The sequence below is a fragment of the Streptomyces sp. a15 genome (genome assembly GCF_059026085.1).
The window spans coordinates 23,814-42,430 of the sequence record NZ_JBWLKM010000062.1 but is presented as its reverse complement, the minus strand read 5'-3'; the positions used below and the strand labels follow the sequence as shown (position 1 = coordinate 42,430).

Genomic DNA, 18,617 nt, shown 5'->3' with positions numbered 1-18,617 from the left:
CGGTACCGATACGGCCGGTACCGATACGGCCGGTACCGATACGGCCGGTACCGATACGGCCGGTACCGATACGGCCGTTCACGAGCCGGTCGCTCCCCCGGCTCCCCCGGCTCCGCCGGCCCCCGAGTCCGGTGAGCCCAAGCAGCCCTTCGTCCGCAGACTGTGGCGGGGCCGGCCCGAGGACCCGCGCTGGGCGCGCCCCTCGTTCCTGGGCCTGCTGCTCGCGACCGCCGCGCTCTACCTCTACAACCTGAGCGCCTCCGGCTACTCCAACTCCTTCTACTCGGCGGCCGTCCAGGCGGGCAGCAAGTCCTGGAAGGCGATGTTCTTCGGCTCGCTGGACGCGAGCAACGCCATCACCGTCGACAAGCCCTCGGCCTTCCTGTGGCCGATGGAGATCGCGGCCCGGATCTTCGGCCTGAACTCGTGGACGATCCTCACGCCCGAGGTCCTCATGGGCGTCGGCACCGTCGCGGTCGTCTACGCCTCCGTGCGCCGCCGGTTCAGCCCCGGGGCCGGTCTGATCGCGGGCGCCGTGCTCGCGCTCACTCCGGTCGCGGCGCTGATGTTCCGGTTCAACAACCCGGACGCGATGCTGGCGCTGCTGATGGCGCTGGCCTGCTACTTCGTGGTCCGTGCCCTGGAGGACGGCCGTACGAAGTGGCTGGTGTGGGCCGGTGTCGCGATCGGTTTCGCGTTCCTCGCCAAGACCCTGCAGGCCTTCGTGATCCTGCCGTCGCTGGCGATCGTGTACGCGGTCTGCGCGCCGGTGAACCTGAAGAAGCGCTTCGGCCAACTGGCCCTCGCGACGGGCGCGATGGTCGTGGCCGGCGGCTGGTGGGTGGCGATCGTCGAGCTGTGGCCGGCGTCGTCCCGCCCGTACATCGGCGGCTCGCAGAACAACAGCTTCCTGGAGCTGACCTTCGGCTACAACGGCCTCGGCCGCATCAACGGCGAGGAGACCGGCAGCGTCGGCGGCGGCGGAGGCGCGGGCGGCACCGGACAGTGGGGCGAGACCGGCTGGGACCGGATGTTCAACTCCGAGATCGGCGCCCAGATCTCCTGGCTGCTGCCCGCCGCGCTGATCCTGCTGGTCGCCGGTCTGGTGGCCACCCGGGGGCTCAAGCGGACGTCCGTGACCCGGAGTTCGTTCCTGGTGTGGGGCGGCTCGCTGCTGGTCACCATGGTGGTCTTCAGCTACATGGCGGGCATCTTCCACCAGTACTACACGATCGCCCTCGCTCCCTACATCGCGGCCGTCGTCGGCATGGGCTCGGCGACCCTGTGGGAGAAGCGGTCCGAGATGTGGGCGTCCCTCACGCTCGCGGCCGCGGTCGTGGCCGGCGCCGCCTGGGGATACGTCCTGCTCAACCGCACCCCGGACTACCTGCCCTGGCTGAAGTGGCTGGTGCTGATCGGCGGTCTGGTCGCCGCGCTCGGCCTGGTCTTCGTGGCCAGGCTCGGCCGGCAGCTGGCGCTCGCCGCGGCGGGCCTGGGCATCGTGGCCGCGCTGGCCGGCCCGGCGGCGTACACGCTGAGCACGGTGAACTCCGCGCACACCGGCTCCATCCCGACGGCCGGTCCGGCGGGCGCCAGCATGATGGGCGGCCGGGGCGGCGCTCCCGGCGGTGGCGGCATGGGCGGCGGCTTCCCGGGCGGCGGCCAGAACCAGCAGAACGGCAACGGGAACACGCAGGGCGGCAACGGGAACACGCAGGGCGGCACGCCCGGCGGCGGCACCGGTACGTTCCCCGGCGGGGGCACGCCCGGCCAGAACCAGCAGGGCAACGGCGTCCCCGGCGGCGGCCGGACCGGCGACGGCGGTCGCATGGGCGGCGGCGGAGGCATGGGCGGTCTGCTCAACGGCGCCACCGTCACCGACGAGGCCAAGAAGCTGCTGGAGACCGACGCCGACCAGTACACCTGGGCCGCGGCGGCCATCGGCGCCCAGAACGCCGCGAGCTACCAGCTCTCCACCGGCGACCCGGTGATGGCGATCGGCGGCTTCAACGGCACCGACCCGTCGCCGACGCTGGCCCAGTTCAAGCAGTACGTGACGGACGGCAAGATCCACTACTTCATCTCGTCGGGCACCGGCGGCGGCATGGGCGGCAGCAGCGACGGCACGTCCTCGCAGATCACCACCTGGGTCGAGGCCACCTTCAAGAAGGTGACGGTCGGCTCGGCCACGTTCTACGACCTGACGCAGAAGGCGTAGCAGAGGCGTAGCAGAGGCGTAAAGGACCGGATCGGCGGGGAAGGGCGGTGGCCGCGGCCACCGCCCTTCCCCGTATCTCTGTATCTCCGTTGTACGCCGTATAGGAACTGTTCTACGGTGTACAGCATGACGACGTCCCCCCAGGAACAGACCCCTGCGCAGACGCAACAGACGGGCGGCCACCCCCAGCGCTGGCTGATCCTCGGTGTCATCTGCCTCGCACAGCTCACCGTGCTGCTCGACAACACCGTCCTGAACGTCGCGATCCCCTCCCTCACCCGGGAGTTGGGCGCGGCCACCTCCGACATCCAGTGGATGATCAACGCGTACTCGCTGGTGCAGTCCGGCCTGCTGCTCACCGCGGGCAGCGCCGCCGACCGCTACGGCCGCAAGAAGATGCTGGTGGCGGGACTGGTCCTGTTCGGCGTGGGCTCGCTGGTGGCCGGCCTCGCGGACTCCACCGCCCAGTTGATCGCGGCGCGGGCCGGCATGGGCGTCGGCGGCGCGCTGCTGATGACCACCACGCTCGCCGTGGCGATGCAGATCTTCGCCCCCGAGGAACAGCCGAGGGCGATCGGCATCTGGGCCGCGGTGAACTCGCTGGGGTTCGCGACCGGACCGCTCATCGGCGGCTTCATGCTGAACCACTTCTGGTGGGGAGCGATCTTCCTGATCAACCTGCCGGTCGCGGCGCTGGGCCTGGTGGCGGTCGTGGCACTCGTCCCCGAGTCCAAGGCTGCAACTTCCCGGGGGACGACCCCCGGACCCCCGGTGCAGGGCGACCGGCCCGACCTGCTGGGCGCCCTCCTGTCGACCATCGGCATGGCCTCGCTCGTGTTCGCGATCATCTCCGGGCCGGAGCACGGCTGGACCTCCGGCCGGGTGCTGATGACGGCGACCGTGGCGGTCGTGGTGCTGGCCGCCTTCGGGTACTGGGAGAGCCGGATCCCCTACCCCATGCTCGACATGCACTTCTTCAGGAACCAGCGCTTCACGGGAGCGGTCGCCGGCGCGGTACTGATCACCTTCGGCATGGGCGGGTCGCTCTTCCTGCTCACCCAGCACATGCAGTTCGTCCTCGGGTACGGCCCCCTGGAGGCGGGGCTGCGTACGGCACCGCTCGCCCTGGTGATCGTGGCGCTGAACTTCACCGGTGTGTCGGCGAAGTGGTCGACCAGGCTGGGCACTCCCGTGTCGATCGGGCTGGGCATGACGGTGATGGCGGCGGGCCTCGCCTCGATCGCCACGATCTCCTCCGGGGGTTATGGCGGGACGCTGCTGGGGTTGCTGCTCATCGGTGCGGGGGCCGCGATCGCCAGCCCTGCGATGGCGCACGCGATCATGAGTGCGATACCGCCGGAGAAGGCCGGGGTCGGGGCGGGGATCAACGGCACGGTGGCGGAGTTCGGGCAGGGGCTGGGGGTTGCGGTGCTCGGGGCTGTGCTCAACTCCAGGTTCGCCGCGTTGATTCCGGTAGCGGCTTCCTCGTTGCCGGCCGCGCTTGCCTCGGCGGGGTCGGCTGAGGAGAAGGCTCGGATCACGGATGCGTTTGCCTCCGGGCTGGAGAGCAGTCAGTTGGTGGGGGCGGTGGCTGTGTTGCTTGGAGGGGTGGTCGCGGCGGCGTTGCTGCGCAGGGCAGAGCGGGCAGACTCCGCCTAAGAGCTCGGATGGTTCCGTTGTCGGGCGGCTGCGGGTCCGTTGTGGCTGATCGCGCCCACGCGGCGGAGCCGCACATGTCACAGCCCCGCGCCCCTGGAGGGGCGCTTAGCATGACCGGCAATTAGTAAGTCTAGGAAGGTGCGCCATGGCGAAGACGGCCCGGGCGGCGGCGCGGACCAGCGTGTGGCTGGAGGGCAGGGCGCGTCGCGGCGGGCGGGGCGGTGGGCAGCCCTCCGGGCTCGACCGCGACCGGATCACCGAGGTCACCGTGCGGCTGCTGGACGCGGAGGGGCTGGCCAAGTTCTCCATGCGGCGGCTGGCCGCCGAGCTGAACGTCACGGCGATGTCCGTCTACTGGTACGTCGACACCAAGGACGACCTCCTCGAACTCGCCACGGACGCGGTGATGCGGGAGTTGGAGCTGCCGGATCCGGCGGCCGACGAGGACTGGCGCGGCCAACTGCGCACACTGGCCCAGGGGTACCGGGCCATGCTGGTCCGCCACCCTTGGCTGTCCCCGCTGGCCGGACGCTTCCTCAACATCGGCCCCAACTACCTGGCCTTCTCCCGGGTCGTCCAGCAGGTCATCCGCAAGACAGGTCTGCCCGTGCACCGGCTGACCGGGGCCATCTCGGCCGTCTTCCAGTTCGTCTACGGCTACGGCACGCTCGAGGGCCACTTCTACAGCCGCGTGACGGACACCGGCATGACCCCGGACGAGTACTTCCGGTCCGCCGTGAACGAGGTCACGAAGTTCCCGGGCGCCACCGAGGTCATCCAGGAGTCGACGGAGATCATGGAGGCCCGAGGCGGCGACACGGTCCAGGAGATGATGGAGCGAGACTTCCAGTTCGCCCTGGACCTGCTGGTGGCGGGAATCGAGGCGATGGTGAAAAGGGCCGATGACCAAACGCCCTAACGGGCGCGGGGCTGTGACATTCTGCGGCTCCGCCGCGTGGGCGCGAGCAACCCCACACAACCCGCAGCCGCCCGACAACAGAACCCCCCGAGCTCCTAGGCGCCGTCCCCCGAAGCAAGCCGAGCCGGAAAACCGCCGGTGGCAACCGGCCCCCACCGCTCCGGCGTCACCCGGATGATCGACTTCCCCTGCTTCAGCATCGCCGCCCGGTACTCGTCCCAGTCCGGATGCTCACCGGCGATGTTCCGGTAGTACTCCACGAGCGGCTCGACGGACTCGGGCGGGTCGATGACCTCGGCCGTGCCGTCGATCTGGACCCACGCCCCGTCCCAGTCGTCGCTGAGCACGATGAGGCTGACCCGGGGATCCCGCTTGGCGTTGCGGGTCTTGGCGCGCTCGGGGTAGGTCGAGACGACGATCCGTCCCGAGTCGTCGACCCCGCAGGTCAGCGGCGAGCCCTGGGGGCTGCCGTCGGACCGGCGGGTGAGCAGGATGGCGTGGTGCCGGGGTCGTACGAAGTCCAGCAGCTCGTCCAGTGATACGGCCGTGTTGGTCGCGATGTTCGGTGCCATGGGCCCAGCCTAGGACTCCGGGCCGCCGCGCCCGGGACGCAGGCTCACCTCTCCAGCGCCTCGGCGAGGTTGTCGTACACCGGAACGTCCCGCCGCACCCCGGTCAGCTCCAGGACGCGGCAGGCCACCCCGTGGGGCGCTGCCACCACCCGGACCCGCGTCCGGGGCTGGAGGACGCGGCGCACCTCGTCGACGAGTCGGACGCCCTGGGAGTCCATGAAGTGGGTCCCGGTGAGGTCCAGGACCAGCAGCCGCAGGCGGTCGGCGCGGGCGTCCGCGGCGGACATGATGCGGTGGTACAGGTCCTCCGCGTTGCAGAGGTCGATCTCCGGGGGCAGGGCGATCACGGTGCAGCCGGGCAGATCACGCAGCTCGCACGGATTCGGGATGAAGGTCACGGCAACTCACCTGGCAGACGTCCGTCCGGATTCCGGGGAGGCCACTTCCTGACCTGTCGCCCCCCATTGCATCACGCGGACGAGGGCGCCCGAAAGTGCCTGCGCCCCGGCTTCAGCCGGGCGTCACCTCGACGCAACAGAGCAGATAAAGTGCTGTCCGTCCTGTGCTCGCAGTCGGGAATGTGCTGCGGAGCTCTCCTGCGCACGGCCGTCGGTCGTGCATGCCGAAGAGGTTCGTGGTGGCTGCGTCCGAGTTTCCTGATTTGCCCCGTTTTCCTGCCGGTTTCGAGTTGGCGGAAGCCCTGACGGTGGCGGCTCAGCAACTGCACGACACCATCACTCCGCACAGCACGATGCGTGCCGCGGTCCGGCTGGCCGTCCACATCCTGCCCGGCGCCGAGCACGCGGGCATCTCCGTCATGGAGCGCACCCAGCACCGCCGTACGGTCGCCTGGACCGACGAGGTCGTGCGCGCGGCCGAGTCCGGGCACCCGGGCCGCGAGCAGGACCCGTACTGGGAGGGCCTGTGGACCGCGCCCGTCCTGCGGGTCGAGGACAGCGAGGCCGACGACGGCGGGACCGTGCTGTCGGAGCTGGGCCTGCGCTCGGCGCTGTCGCTGCGGCTGCGCGCCGACCGCCGCCGCCTCACCGTGCTCACGGCGTACGCCCGCAAGCCGCGCGCCTTCGACGAGGCCGGCGTCCGCATCGGCCGCCTGTTCACCGCGCACGTCAGTCTCGCCCTCGACTCCGCGACCGTACGGGAGCAGTTGACGGAGGCCATGCGCACCCGGGACCTGATCGGACAGGCCACCGGGATCCTGATGGAGCGCATGGACATGGACGCGGCGGAGGCCTTCGAGTCCCTGGTCAAGGCCTCGCAGCGGGAGAACGTCAAGCTGCGCGACCTGGCCCGCCGCATCGTCGATGCGAACAACACCCCATGAGCGGCCGGAGCGGCCAGGCGTTAACGGGCGTTGACGGGATAACCGTACGTCCATGAGCCCTGACACGCCCGACACGCTGGAAATGGCCATCGTGCGCAGCAGCGGCCTCGACACGCTGCTGCGCGATCTGACCGACCGTGCCGTCGAGGCGGTGCCCGGCGCCGCCGCCTGCAGCATCACCGTGCGCCGGGCCGACCGCCTGCTGACCCTGGCGGGCAGCCGCGGTCTGCCCAGCGGCCTCGACCAGCGGCAGTACGAGAACGGCTCGGGGCCGTGCGTGGAGGCCGCCGAGACCAACGCCGAGCAGTACGCCCCCGACCTGGAGACGGAGACGCGCTGGCCCACCTACACGTCGTACGCCCTCTCCGCCGGCGTGTGCTGTGTGCTGGCGCTGCCGATCGACGTCGAGGGCGAGAGAGGCGCCGCCCTCAACCTCTACGGCGTCCAGAGCGGCGCGCTGGGCCGGGGCCGGGACGCGGCCCGGGCCTTCGCCGCCCGGGTGGGCGACGCGATCAACGTCGCCCTGCGCGTCGAGCGCCGCCGCGAGTCGACCGCCGACGTGCGCACCGCCCTGCTCTCCCGCAGCGTCATCGACCAGGCGATCGGCATCCTCATGGCCCAGGAGCGGATCGACGCCCGCATCGCCCTGCAACGCCTGCGCCGCGTCTCCATGGACCACAACGTCAAACTCCGGGACCTGTGCACCGACTTGGTGGCACGGGTGAGCGGCGGCGACGGCCGCAGGCCCTGACGCCTTCCGGCAGTTCGCCCGGACACCTGCGGGGCCCCGCCCGCACCGCCTAGCGTGAGCCGCATGAGCGCGGAAGAGCTCAACCCCGAGGAACAGTGGCCGCTGCCACCCGCCTGGATGTGGGACTGCGCCGAGTGCATCCGCCGGTACGAGGCGATGAAGCACGTGCAGGCCGTCATCGCCGGGCTGACCGCGGAGGATCCCGGCGTCGACTGGGACGTCACGGACAGCATCGTCGCCACGCAGACCGACCTCAGCCGGCACCTCGCCGACGCGCACCGCGAGTCCCTGCCGGACTGGGACCCCGCGTGCGAGACCTGCGCCGACCACCAGGCGTCCGTGGAGCGGCTGGAGAAGCGGTCGCCGGATCTGCTGCCGGGCGCGGTGATGGCGGCCGAGGAGCACCGGGCCCGCCATCTGTTCGCGCCGCCCCGCATCGTCGGCCTCATGTGACCCGGCGCGGCTAGGGCCTGTCCGGCGGATCATGCCGCAGACGCGGGGTCTGGTGCGCCCATCTGCGGCGTTGTCGTCGGTTGTCGACTCCCCCACGCTCGAACAACCTCGCGCGGGGGGACCCCCGTCGCGTCGACGCCCTCCTCCGCCTTGCAGCTGGACGCACCAGACCCCGCTCACCTGCGTTGATTAGGCGCCGCCGATTTCCTGCGACCTGATCCGCCGGACAGGCCCTAGGCCTGCGGGAGCGAATCGCCCTGCACCGCCTGGATGTCCAGCTCCACCTTGAGCGTCGTACCGATGGCCGAGATGCCCGCCTGGACGACCTGGTTGTAGTCCATGGCGAAGTCCTCGCGCCGCAGTTGGGCCGTTGCCCGGAAGGCCGCCCGGGTGCCGCCCCACGGGTCGGATCCGGTGCCGAGGTAGGCCAGGTCCAGGTCGACCGGGCGTACGACTCCGTGCAGCGCCAGCTCTCCGTGGACCGTCCAGCGGTCGGAACCGGCCGCCGTCAGCCCCGCGGAACGGTAGGTGATCTCCGGGAAGCGCTCCACGTCGAGGAAGTCCGCGGACTTCAGGTGGGTGTCCCGCATGCCGTTGCCGGTGTCGATGGACGCGGCCCGGATGACCGCCTCCACCCGGGACTTGGTCACGTCGTCGGGGGCGACCTCGATCGAGGCCGCGAAGTCGGTGAACCGTCCGTGCACGCTGGAGATGCCCAGGTGCTGGGCCACCGCGGCCACACTGGAGTGCGCGGGGTCGACGGTCCAGGGTCCCGGCGGCGGCAGCTCGGTGCCGCCCTGCCGGGCCAGTGTCACCGTGCCGACCTCGGCCCGCCCGCTCGCGGTCACGAGGGCGCTCGCGGCGGCGGGCGCGTACCCGACCGCGGTGACGATGACGGTGTACGCCCCCGGCGTGAGCGCGGTCGCGTCGCGCACGACGCCGTCCCCGTCGGCTTCGGCACGCAGCACCTGCGAGCCGGTCATGTCGGTCACCGTGACGACCGCGTGCGACACGGCCCATCCGTCCCGCGTACGGATCTTCGCGGTCAGTCCCATCGTGGGCAACTCCTCACAAGAGACCGGCCCGTGGGGGTGCGCACCTCCGCTCAGAGCGCGCACACCGCCACGGGCCGGAGCTGAACTACTCGCCGGGGTGCGCGAGTTCGATGTCGTGGTCGTCGACCCCGCGGCCGTCGACCGTCAGGGCGGTCGCCACCGGCGGGTACCCCGTCGCGATGACGGTGTAGTCCCCGCCGTCCAGGTCGGTGAAGGCATACGCCCCGTCCGACCCGGTGGTGGCGGTGCCGACCACGTTGCCCGCCGCGTCCACGAGCGTGACCCGTGCGTCGGCGAGGGGACCGTGCGGCGCCCGTACGACACCCTGGAGCTGGGCTCCGGCGTCGAGGTCGACCTCGATCCGGGTGACCCCGGTGCCGCCGACCTCGACGGGCAGGGCACGCGGCCGGTACCCGGCGGCGTTCACGGCGACGGTCACCGTCCCGGGAATCAGCTCGGCGAAGGAGAACTCGCCCTGCTCGCCGGTGGAGACGGTGGCCAGCAGGTCACCGCGCACGTCCGTCACGATCACCATGGCGTCCTTGACGGGCAGCCCGCTCTGCGCGGCTCGCACGACCCCGCCGAGCCCGCTGGTGCCGCTGAGCAGGATGTCGTACGGCACCGGCTCGTCGCCCACGACCACGGTGGACGCCTGCGGCTGGAACCCGTCGGCGGAGGCGATCAGGACGTACGACCCGGTACCGGGCGCGTCCACCGCGTAGGAGCCGTCGGCCTGCGCGACCGACCGGCCGAGCTGGCGTCCTCCCAGCGAGATCAGCGTGACGGCGGCCTGCGGGACGGGCGCGCTCTCGGCGCCGCGGACATGGCCGTGGACCGGAATTCCACCGGACACCGGTGCGGACTCCCTTTCCATGGTGGCGACGGCCGTGAGCCTCTGCGTGCCCTGCGGACCGGCTTCGGTGCTCGTCTCGGCGACGGCGGACCGGCTCGGGATCCTCTCCCCGGCCGGGGCCTCGACCGCGGCCGGGGCCACCGGAACCTCGGTCTCGGCCTTGGCCGCAGCGGCCTGGGCCAGCCCGCCCGAGGTCCGCAGCGGGACCTCCTTGATGAACAGCGTGACGAGGAAGGCGAGCAGCGCGAGCGGCGCGGCGATCAGGAAGACGTCCGCGATGCCGTGGCCGTACGCGCTCTCCATCACGGTGCGCAGCGGACCGGGCAGGCTGTCCATGTCCGGGATGCTGCTGCTGGAGCTCGAACTGGCGGCGGCGGCCGCGTACTTGGGGTCGAGGGTGGTGAGGCCGTCCTTGGCGTAGTCGGTGATCCGGTTGGCCATGACCGCGCCCAGCGCCGAGACGCCGACCGCACCGCCGAGGGACCGGAAGAACGTCACCGTGGAGCTGGCGGCGCCGAGGTCGGACGGGGCCACCTGGTTCTGCGTGCACAGCACCAGGTTCTGCATCATCATGCCGACGCCGAGGCCGAGCAGCGCCATGAAGATCGCGACGTGCCAGTACTCGGTGTCGTAGCGGATGGTGCCGAGCAGACCGAGCCCCGCCGTCAGCAGCACACCACCCGCGAGCAGCCAGGCCTTCCAGCGGCCGGTCTTGGTGATGACCTGCCCGGAGACCGTCGACGCGAGGAACAGCCCGCCGATCATCGGGATGGTCATCACACCGGACATCGTCGGGGACTTGTCGCGGGCCAGCTGGAAGTACTGGCTGAAGAAGACCGTGCCGGTGAACATCGCGACACCCACGAAGAGCGAGGCGATGGAGGACAGGGTGATGGTGCGGTTGCGGAACAGCCGCAGCGGGATGATCGGCTCGGCGGCCTTGGACTCGACGAGCACGAACAGCAGCCCGAGCACGACCGAGCCGCCGACCATCGCGTACGTCTGCCACGACAGCCACGCGTACTTGTCACCGGCGAAGGTGACCCAGACCAGCAGCAGCGAGACCGCGGCGGAGATGAGGAACGCGCCGCCCCAGTCGACCTTCACCTCCCGCTTCACGACGGGCAGGTGCAGGGTCTTCTGCAGCACGATCAGCGCGATGACCGCGAACGGCACACCGACGTAGAAGCACCAACGCCAGCCGAGCCAGCTGGTGTCCGTGATGACACCGCCGAGCAGCGGGCCGCCGACGGTGGCGATGGCGAAGGTCGCGCCGAGGTAGCCGGAGTACCGTCCGCGCTCACGCGGGGCGATCATCGCGGCCATCACGATCTGCGCGAGGGCGGAGAGCCCGCCCACGCCGATGCCCTGGACGACACGGCAGGCGATCAGCATGCCGGCGTTCTGCGAGAGCCCGGCGGCCGCCGAGCCCAGCACATAGATGATCAGGGCGATCTGGACGAGCGCCTTCTTGCTGTACAGGTCGGAGAGCTTGCCCCACAGGGGCGTGGCCGCGGTCATGGAGAGCAGCGCGGCGGTGACGACCCAGGTGTAGGCGGACTGGCCGCCGCCCAGGTCGCCGATGATCTCGGGCAGGGCGTTGGTGACGATGGTCGACGACAGGATCGCGACGAACATGCCGAGCAACAGCCCGGACAGCGCCTCCATGATCTGCCGGTGCGTCATCGGCGCGCCGTCGGAGGACCCACCTCCGTGCTTGGCGTGAGCCCGCACACCGGCTGGTGTGGTCGTTGCCATGGGCTTCCTTCTCTTACGTGGTGGTCGCGGGTGTACGGGGGGACTGCTCGAGCACGGGAGCGGTGGGTGGCCGGGGCTCGGTGTCGGAGGGGAGCGGGGCGTGCGGGGCGTGCGGGACGCGGCAGTCGTCGAAGCTGGCCCTGAGCCGTGCCATCAGCACGGTCAGCTGGGCCACCTCGTCGTCGCTCCAGTCGCTCAGCCGCTCGGCGAGCATCCGGCAGGTCCGCCGGGACATCTCCGCCAGTTGTGCGCGACCTTCGGGGGTGAGGCGCAGGATGCGGGAGCGCTTGTCCGCCGGGTCGGGGGAGCGGTCGATCCAGCCGCGCTCGGCCACATGGGCCACATGCCTGCTGGTGACCGACATGTCCACGGCGAGCAGTTCCGCGAGCTTGCTCATGCGCATGTCCCCGTGGCGGCCCAGCAGCGTCAGCACGGCGGCGGAGCCGCTCGGGCAGTCGGACGGCATGATCCGCCCCAACTCCCTCTTCACAGCGCCGAAGGCGCTGAACTGACGGATCAGCTCCTCGTACTGCGCCTGCTCGGCCATCACACCTCCCGTATTCGTTGCTTAGGGCAACCATAGAAGTGGTTGGTTGTTACAGGCAAACGAGAAGGGGGTGGTCGCGGCCAAAAACTTGGCAAAGGCAAGTATTACGAACGTAAACACACAGGTAAGGGGATGCGGTGCGGACCCGGAGCCCGCACTTGGGCCACACCCCCGGATTCGCTAGGGTCTCGGGGCATGGCTAACACGCAGGGCCCCCAGGGCAACCACGACCCCGCCGGCAGCACCCAGATGTTCCGCGCGTTCGTCGACGAGGCCCCTCAGGGCCGGCAGCAGCAGGCGGCAGCATCGGGCGGTCCCCGCCTCGGCCTGATCATCGGGATCGTCGCCGCGGTGGTGATCGTCGCGGCGGTGGCCTGGCTGGCGCTGAAGTAACGCAGGCAGGGCGAGCGGGGCCAGGCCCTCCTCCCCCTGGACTACTTCCACTGGACGGACACGTCCCGCGTCTCCACATGCATGCCCCACGGCACGCGCCAGGCGTCGACGCACACGGTCCAGGTCTTTTCCCTGCGCACGCCGGCCCCGATCGGCACCGGAAGCTTCTCGGCGGACTCGATCGTCGCCCAGTCGACACCGAGTGCGCCGATGACGTGCGTCCCGAAGGTCACGGTGCCCGAACGCACCGCGCTCTGCCCCGTGTTGTGGAGGGCGAGGGTCACGTCCTCGCACCAGCGCTTGTCCGTGGCCTGGCGCACGGGTTCGCCGACGCGGAGTGCGGCGGGGCCGTTCGGTGCCGTGGGGCGCACGGTGGGCGTCGATGACACCGATGGACCGGCCGTCGTACGACCGGACTTGGCGCCCTCGGCCGAAGGCGCGGGCGGGCTGCCGCTGCCCTCCCTCGGGCCGACCGGGAGGGTGGTCCCGGCACTCTCCGAAGGGGTGCGCACGGCAGGCGAGTCGGGGCCGGACGGCGTCTCGTCGAGCGGTACCAGCGTCACTTCACCCGTCGGCGCCACCGCCGTACCGGAGCCCGGGGGCGGACCGCCCGCCGCGCCCGTGGCGACATAACCGCCACCACCTCCGCCCCCGCACGCGGCCAGCACCGCGCCCAGACAGACGACGGCCGCCGACGCGCCCAACAGGGCGCCCCGACGGCCATGTGTCCATCCGGAACGTGTCGCTCGAAGCATCGCGCCATGGTGGCTGACACCCCGTCAAATAGGAAGCCTCGTGCGGAGCTTCCGTCAGTCCGAGATCAGGCCTTCCCGCAGCTGCGAAAGCGTCCGCGTCAGCAGCCGGGAGACGTGCATCTGGGAGATGCCGACCTCCTCGCCGATCTGCGACTGGGTCATGTTGGCGAAGAACCGCAGCATGATGATCCGGCGCTCGCGGGGCGGCAGCTTGGCCAGCAGGGGCTTGAGCGACTCCCGGTACTCCACGCCCTCCAGAGCCGTGTCCTCGTAGCCGAGGCGGTCCGCGAGGGAGCCCTCGCCGCCGTCGTCCTCCGGTGCCGGGGAGTCGAGCGAGGAGGCGGTGTACGCGTTGCCGACCGCGAGGCCGTCGACGACGTCCTCCTCCGAAACGCCGAGCACGACGGCGAGTTCGGGGACGGTCGGGGAGCGGTCCAGCTTCTGGGAGAGCTCGTCGCTGGCCTTGGTGAGGGCGAGCCGCAGTTCCTGGAGGCGGCGCGGGACGCGGACCGACCAGGAGGTGTCGCGGAAGAACCGCTTGATCTCGCCGACCACCGTCGGCATCGCGAACGTCGGGAACTCGACGCCCCGTTCGCAGTCGAAGCGGTCGATCGCCTTGATCAGGCCGATCGTGCCGACTTGGACGATGTCCTCCATCGGCTCGTTGCGGGAGCGGAAGCGGGCGGCCGCGTAGCGCACCAGCGGGAGGTTGAGCTCGATGAGGGTGTCCCGTACGTACGCGCGCTCGGGGCTGGTCTCGTCGAGTGCGGCGAGCCGCAGGAAGAGGGAGCGGGACAGGGTGCGTGTGTCGAGAGCTCCCGAGGTCGGGAGGGCCGGGGCCGGCGCGGCCTCGACGGCCGTTACGTCGTCGAGCGCGGGCGCGGGCTCGCTCTTCGTGAGCGTGAGCACCTTCGAGCTGCCCTGGTCTGCGGACATGCCACCCCCTTTGGGTCGCGGGACGGTACGGCGAACGCTCCGTCGAGGAACATCAGCCTTCACCTGAATACCGGAGCCGAAGCCACGGCAAACGCTCTTCCGGCAGAATGTCACATGTCGGCAACACGCTGTAGTGACATGTCGACATGCGAGACGCGAATACGCCCTGGATGAAGGGGGTCTGACGGTATTTCGGAGCACAAAGGCCGGGATCCGCGCTGGTGAGCGATTCAGCCCTGCCGGTGACGACTCGATCCTTTACTCGATTAGGCGTCGATCAGGCGTCGATCCGGTTCGCGGAACGCAGTCGCTGGAAGCTACGCGCGAGTAGCCGCGAGACATGCATCTGGGAGACGCCGAGTTCCGCGCTGATCTGTGACTGGGTGAGATTGCTGTAGTAGCGCAGCAGCAGAATTCGCTGTTCCCGCTCCGGCAACTGCACCAGCAGATGCCGTACGAGATCCCGGTGCTCCACGCCGTCCAGGGCCGGGTCCTCGTAGCCGAGCCGGTCCAGCAGCCCCGGCAGCCCGTCGCCCTCCTGGGCGGCCTCCAGAGAGGTGGCGTGGTACGACCGTCCGGCCTCGATGCAGGACAGCACGTCCTCCTCGGTGATGCGCAGCCGCTCGGAGATCTCGGCGGTCGTCGGGGTGCGCCCGAAGGCGGTCGTCAGGTCCTCGGTCGCGCCGTTGACCTGCACCCACAGCTCGTGCAGCCGGCGCGGAACGTGGACCGTACGGACGTTGTCGCGGAAGTACCGCTTGATCTCGCCGACGACGGTGGGCATCGCGAACGTCGGGAACTGCACGCCCCGGTCCGGGTCGAAGCGGTCGATGGCGTTGATGAGCCCGATGGTGCCGACCTGGATGACGTCCTCCATCGGCTCGTTGCGGGAGCGGAAGCGGGCGGCCGCGTAGCGCACGAGCGGGAGGTTGGCCTCGATGAGCGCCCCGCGCACCCGGGTGTGCTCCGGCGTGCCCGGCTGCATGCCCTTGAGCTGGCCGAAGAGCACCTGCGTGAGCGCCCGGGTGTCGGCGCCGCGGCTGCGCTGGGGTGCGGCCGGCGTTGCTTCGACGACCTCGACGACCTCGACGACTTCCTGGGGCGGCGCAGTACTGGCCGACACGGTCAACGCCACCTCTTCATCGGTCTGCATCGGACTTCATCGATCAACTCATCCGTCAAAAGCGGTCATAGCATCACAAGACATGTGCACTGTGTGCAAGCACCCCATAACGCCGTGTTGAGGGAAGGATCGGTGCACAAGACGCGAAAGAGCCCCCCGCCGTTCCGGCGGAGGGCTCACAGAGGCGAGGGCTCAGTACTCGTAGTCGGCGATCACCCAGGTGGCGAACTCGTGCCACAGGGTCACGCCCGCCTGGTGGTCCGGGTGCTCGACGTACCGGCGCAGCGCGGCCACGTCGTCGAAGCCGGAGTTGATGGCGAAGTCGTAGGCGATGGGGCGGTCGCTGAGGTTCCAGCCCAGCTCCCAGAAGCGGATCTCGGGGATCCTGCCGTCGAGTGCGCGGAAGGCCTCGACGCCCTTCACGACCCTCGGGTCGTCGCGCTCGACGCCCTCGTTGAGCTTGAAGAGGACGAGGTGGCGGATCATGTGCGCTCCCAGCTACTTGGCCCCGTCGGCGAGCCACGTGAAGAAGTCACCGATGGACTTGGCGGCGTCCGATATGCCCTCGAAGGCTATCTGGACGTAGTCGGCCGCCTTCTCCGGGTCCGTGATGATCACGTAGAGCACGAAGACCACGAGACCGTAGACGGCGACCTTCTTCGCATTCACCGCCATCGCGGCCTCCCTGTTCCCCTGTCACTGTTGCGCCGACGAGCGCACATGATCGCACGAAGGGCCCCGTCTGACGACGGGGCCCTTCTGAAGCGGTAGCGGAGGGATTTGAACCCTCGGTGACTTGCGCCACACTCGCTTTCGAGGCGAGCTCCTTCGGCCGCTCGGACACGCTACCGAGGGAGACCTTACAGCAAGGTGCGGCGTGGTTTGAAATCCGTTTCCCGGTCCGCTCCCGGGCTCACGACGCCCGTCAGCGGGAACGGAAGAAGTCGGTGAGGAGCCCGGCGCACTCTTCGGCGAGCACGCCTTCGATCACCTCGGGGCGGTGGTTGAGCCGCCGGTCGCGGACGACGTCCCAGAGGGAGCCGGCCGCGCCCGCCTTCTCGTCGCGGGCGCCGTAGACCACCCGGTCCACACGGGACTGCACGATCGCGCCCGCGCACATCGTGCAGGGTTCCAGCGTCACGACGAGGGTGCAGCCGGTCAGCCGCCATTCGCCCAGCTCGGCTGCGGCCCGGCGGATCGCCAGCACCTCCGCGTGCGCGGTCGGGTCGCCGGTGACCTCGCGTTCGTTGTGTCCGGCCGCGAGCACGGTCGTGCCGTCCGGGCCCAGTACGACCGCGCCCACCGGCACGTCCGGGCCGGCCCGCCCGGCCTCGTCCAGGGCGAGCCGCATCGCGGCCCGCCAGCGGTCGCGTACCGGGTCGGGTGTCGTTCCCGCGGTCGGTGAGGTCAGCGGACGGCCTCCAGGACCTCCGAGGCGCCGAGGGCCTCGGCGATCTCGGTGACCGCGTCCTGAGACAGCGACTTCAGCTCCTTCTCGCTGACGCCGAGGTCGTCCAGGATCTGGATGTCGCCGACGGGGCCGTGCGGCACGAGTTCGCCGGGGCCGGCGGTCGCTGCCTCCTCCTCGTCGTCCTCATCCTCGTCCTCGCCGTCCTCGGTGCCGTCGAGGTCGAGGGCGTCGAGGTCGGGCTCGTCGTCGTCCGGATCCCTGCCGAGCAGTTCGTCGGTGAGCAGGATCTCGCCGTACGAACTGCGGGCGGCGGCTGCGGCGTCCGAGACGTAGATACGCGGGTCCTCCTCACCGTCGATGCGGACGACGCCGAACCAGGCGTCCTCCTGCTCGATCAGCACGAGCACCGTGTCCTCGTCGGGAGAGGCTTCCCGGGCCAGGTCGGCCAGATCCGACAGGGTCTCCACATCGTCGAGCTCTGTGTCGCTCGCTTCCCACCCGTCTTCGGTGCGCGCGAGCAGTGCGGCGAAGTACACCGTGACTCTCCCACTGGTCATAGGCGTGCCGGTTGGGGGTCCCCCCGGCGGAGGTTGCGGGCGGGGAGAGCTGTGCTCCGAGCCCACCCACTCGGAATCGTGGCAGAAACATGGCGCTCAGGGGACGTCTTCGGCTCCCTGTGTGTCCGGCTGCCGCCGATCTCATGGCAGCCGAGGGCCCGTCGAGGTCTCACCAGCGCACTCGTTGCCGCCAACAGCGGATCGTACGCGGCCTTCTTGAGCGTCCGCGCACGGCCACCCGCACAACGCGCGACGGCCCCGCGATCTTCCAACTCGGCTGCCCGGTCGGCGTGTCCCTGCCCTTGCCGAGGGCTTACCGGGGCCTTACCGGCACCCGTCTACCAGCGGAACGTCCGCATCCGCATCGCGTGCCGCAGGCGGGCCGTCTTGGCGCGGCGGGGCTGGACCCGGTCCCGCAGTTCCCGGGCCTCGGCGAGGTCGCGCAGGAACTGGGCGCGGCGGCGTCGGCGCTCGGCGTCGGTCCGTTCGGCCGACGCGTCCTGTCGGGTGTCGCGGTCAGGCAGGTCAGGCATAGGTACACCACCCTGGTACGTCCTTTCCACGTTCCCCCTGATGGGGGGTTTGATGCCGACGCACGGGTTAACGGAGCGCGGCACTGTTCCCGGTTACTGTTAGCGCCATGCGCCTCCACGTCGTCGACCACCCTCTGGTCGCCCACAAGCTCACCACGCTGCGCGACCAGCGCACCGACTCCGCGACCTTCCGCCGTCTCGCCGACGAGCTGGTCACCCTGCTCGCCTACGAGGCCACGCGTGACGTGCGTACCGAGCAGGTCGACATCACGACACCGGTCGCCTCGACCACGGGCGTCAAGCTCTCCCATCCGCGCCCCCTGGTCGTCCCGATCCTGCGGGCGGGCCTCGGCATGCTGGAGGGCATGGTCCGGCTGCTGCCCACCGCCGAGGTGGGCTTCATGGGCATGATCCGCGACGAGGAGACGCTCCAGGCCTCCACGTACGCCACGCGCATGCCGGAGGACCTCTCCGGCCGCCAGGTGTACGTCCTGGACCCGATGCTCGCCACCGGCGGCACCCTGGTCGCGGCGATCCGCGAGCTGATCAAGCGCGGCGCGGACGACGTCACCGCCGTGGTCCTGCTCGCCGCCCCCGAGGGCGTCGAGGTCATGGAGCGCGAGCTCGCGGGCACCCCGGTCACGGTCGTCACCGCCTCGGTCGACGAGCGCCTGAACGAGCACGGCTACATCGTGCCGGGCCTGGGCGACGCGGGGGACCGGATGTACGGGCTGGCCGACTAGGTCTCCAGCACGTCGTTACGTAGTTACGTCGTTAATCGG

General features: G+C 70.4%; 21 protein-coding genes and 1 tRNA gene. 8 read left to right on the top strand and 14 right to left on the bottom strand.

Annotation, left to right across the window (positions count from 1 at the left end; all coding sequences use genetic code 11):
- The 3 genes from AC5P09_RS38500 to AC5P09_RS38490 all read left to right on the top strand — a co-directional run.
- Positions 1-2,218 (top strand): glycosyltransferase family 39 protein (locus AC5P09_RS38500; RefSeq protein WP_493878338.1); only part of this gene is annotated, 2,218 nt, incomplete at its 5' end.
- A 126-nt stretch (positions 2,219-2,344) separates the two neighbouring features.
- Complete coding sequence (locus AC5P09_RS38495) at positions 2,345-3,877, top strand: MFS transporter (protein WP_493878337.1); 1,533 nt, start codon at positions 2,345-2,347, stop codon at positions 3,875-3,877.
- A 145-nt stretch (positions 3,878-4,022) separates the two neighbouring features.
- Positions 4,023-4,796: a TetR/AcrR family transcriptional regulator gene (locus AC5P09_RS38490; RefSeq protein WP_493878336.1), complete on the top strand. Its 774-nt coding sequence runs from the start codon at positions 4,023-4,025 to the stop codon at positions 4,794-4,796.
- 95 nt (positions 4,797-4,891) lie between these two features.
- Here the strand turns inward: AC5P09_RS38490 and AC5P09_RS38485 are convergent, their stop codons facing one another.
- Positions 4,892-5,368, bottom strand: a complete 477-nt coding sequence (locus AC5P09_RS38485) for a PPOX class F420-dependent oxidoreductase (protein ID WP_307675931.1) — start codon at positions 5,366-5,368, stop codon at positions 4,892-4,894.
- Positions 5,369-5,412: 44 nt separating this feature from the next.
- Positions 5,413-5,766 (bottom strand): STAS domain-containing protein, encoded by a 354-nt coding sequence (locus AC5P09_RS38480; RefSeq protein ID WP_493878335.1) that lies wholly within the window; start codon positions 5,764-5,766, stop codon positions 5,413-5,415.
- A gap of 221 nt (positions 5,767-5,987) precedes the next feature.
- On the opposite strand from AC5P09_RS38480, the gene AC5P09_RS38475 reads away from it, so the two are divergent.
- The 3 genes from AC5P09_RS38475 (at position 5,988) to AC5P09_RS38465 (ending at position 7,914) form a co-directional block, all read left to right on the top strand.
- The gene (locus tag AC5P09_RS38475; protein ID WP_493878334.1) at positions 5,988-6,710 is read left to right on the top strand and encodes an ANTAR domain-containing protein; all 723 of its coding nucleotides are present in this window, start codon (positions 5,988-5,990) and stop codon (positions 6,708-6,710) included.
- Positions 6,711-6,762: 52 nt separating this feature from the next.
- Entirely contained in the window at positions 6,763-7,461 is a 699-nt protein-coding gene (locus tag AC5P09_RS38470) for an ANTAR domain-containing protein (RefSeq protein ID WP_493878333.1), read from the top strand.
- A 63-nt stretch (positions 7,462-7,524) separates the two neighbouring features.
- Positions 7,525-7,914: a hypothetical protein gene (locus AC5P09_RS38465; RefSeq protein ID WP_493878332.1), complete on the top strand. Its 390-nt coding sequence runs from the start codon at positions 7,525-7,527 to the stop codon at positions 7,912-7,914.
- A 233-nt stretch (positions 7,915-8,147) separates the two neighbouring features.
- On the opposite strand, the gene AC5P09_RS38460 is transcribed toward AC5P09_RS38465, so the two are convergent.
- From AC5P09_RS38460 to AC5P09_RS38450, 3 genes are all read right to left on the bottom strand, one after another.
- Positions 8,148-8,969, bottom strand: a complete 822-nt coding sequence (locus tag AC5P09_RS38460; RefSeq protein WP_493878331.1) for a YceI family protein — start codon at positions 8,967-8,969, stop codon at positions 8,148-8,150.
- An 85-nt stretch (positions 8,970-9,054) separates the two neighbouring features.
- The gene (locus tag AC5P09_RS38455; protein WP_493878355.1) at positions 9,055-11,508 is read right to left on the bottom strand and encodes an MFS transporter; all 2,454 of its coding nucleotides are present in this window, start codon (positions 11,506-11,508) and stop codon (positions 9,055-9,057) included.
- A gap of 85 nt (positions 11,509-11,593) precedes the next feature.
- A complete protein-coding gene (locus tag AC5P09_RS38450; RefSeq protein ID WP_493878330.1) occupies positions 11,594-12,127 on the bottom strand; it encodes a MarR family winged helix-turn-helix transcriptional regulator in 534 nt (177 codons plus the stop codon).
- 195 nt (positions 12,128-12,322) lie between these two features.
- Between AC5P09_RS38450 and AC5P09_RS38445 the strand changes: the two genes are divergently transcribed.
- Entirely contained in the window at positions 12,323-12,520 is a 198-nt protein-coding gene (locus AC5P09_RS38445) for a hypothetical protein (RefSeq protein ID WP_266436974.1), read from the top strand.
- 41 nt (positions 12,521-12,561) lie between these two features.
- On the opposite strand, the gene AC5P09_RS38440 is transcribed toward AC5P09_RS38445, so the two are convergent.
- From AC5P09_RS38440 to AC5P09_RS38400, 9 genes are all read right to left on the bottom strand, one after another.
- On the bottom strand, positions 12,562-13,275 hold the full coding sequence (locus tag AC5P09_RS38440) for a hypothetical protein (protein WP_493878329.1): 714 nt from the start codon (positions 13,273-13,275) through the stop codon (positions 12,562-12,564).
- 54 nt (positions 13,276-13,329) lie between these two features.
- Entirely contained in the window at positions 13,330-14,211 is an 882-nt protein-coding gene (locus AC5P09_RS38435) for an RNA polymerase sigma factor SigF (protein ID WP_493878328.1), read from the bottom strand.
- Between the two features lie 277 nt (positions 14,212-14,488).
- Positions 14,489-15,364: an RNA polymerase sigma factor SigF gene (locus AC5P09_RS38430; protein WP_493878327.1), complete on the bottom strand. Its 876-nt coding sequence runs from the start codon at positions 15,362-15,364 to the stop codon at positions 14,489-14,491.
- 162 nt (positions 15,365-15,526) lie between these two features.
- Positions 15,527-15,820: a Dabb family protein gene (locus AC5P09_RS38425; protein ID WP_266436983.1), complete on the bottom strand. Its 294-nt coding sequence runs from the start codon at positions 15,818-15,820 to the stop codon at positions 15,527-15,529.
- 12 nt (positions 15,821-15,832) lie between these two features.
- Positions 15,833-16,009, bottom strand: a complete 177-nt coding sequence (locus AC5P09_RS38420; RefSeq protein WP_493878326.1) for a hypothetical protein — start codon at positions 16,007-16,009, stop codon at positions 15,833-15,835.
- Positions 16,010-16,099: 90 nt separating this feature from the next.
- Positions 16,100-16,184, bottom strand: a tRNA-Ser gene (locus tag AC5P09_RS38415).
- A 75-nt stretch (positions 16,185-16,259) separates the two neighbouring features.
- Positions 16,260-16,685 carry a tRNA adenosine(34) deaminase TadA gene (gene tadA / locus AC5P09_RS38410; RefSeq protein WP_493878325.1) on the bottom strand — a complete coding sequence of 142 codons (426 nt, stop codon included), beginning with the start codon at positions 16,683-16,685 and terminating at the stop codon, positions 16,260-16,262.
- Positions 16,686-16,741: 56 nt separating this feature from the next.
- Positions 16,742-17,281, bottom strand: coding sequence for a tRNA adenosine deaminase-associated protein (locus tag AC5P09_RS38405; protein ID WP_493878354.1), 540 nt, complete (start codon positions 17,279-17,281; stop codon positions 16,742-16,744).
- Positions 17,282-17,640: 359 nt separating this feature from the next.
- Positions 17,641-17,835, bottom strand: a complete 195-nt coding sequence (locus tag AC5P09_RS38400; protein ID WP_307675917.1) for a hypothetical protein — start codon at positions 17,833-17,835, stop codon at positions 17,641-17,643.
- A 107-nt stretch (positions 17,836-17,942) separates the two neighbouring features.
- On the opposite strand from AC5P09_RS38400, the gene upp reads away from it, so the two are divergent.
- A complete protein-coding gene (upp, locus tag AC5P09_RS38395) occupies positions 17,943-18,578 on the top strand; it encodes a uracil phosphoribosyltransferase (protein WP_493878324.1) in 636 nt (211 codons plus the stop codon).
- The last annotated feature ends 39 nt before the right edge of the window (positions 18,579-18,617 follow it).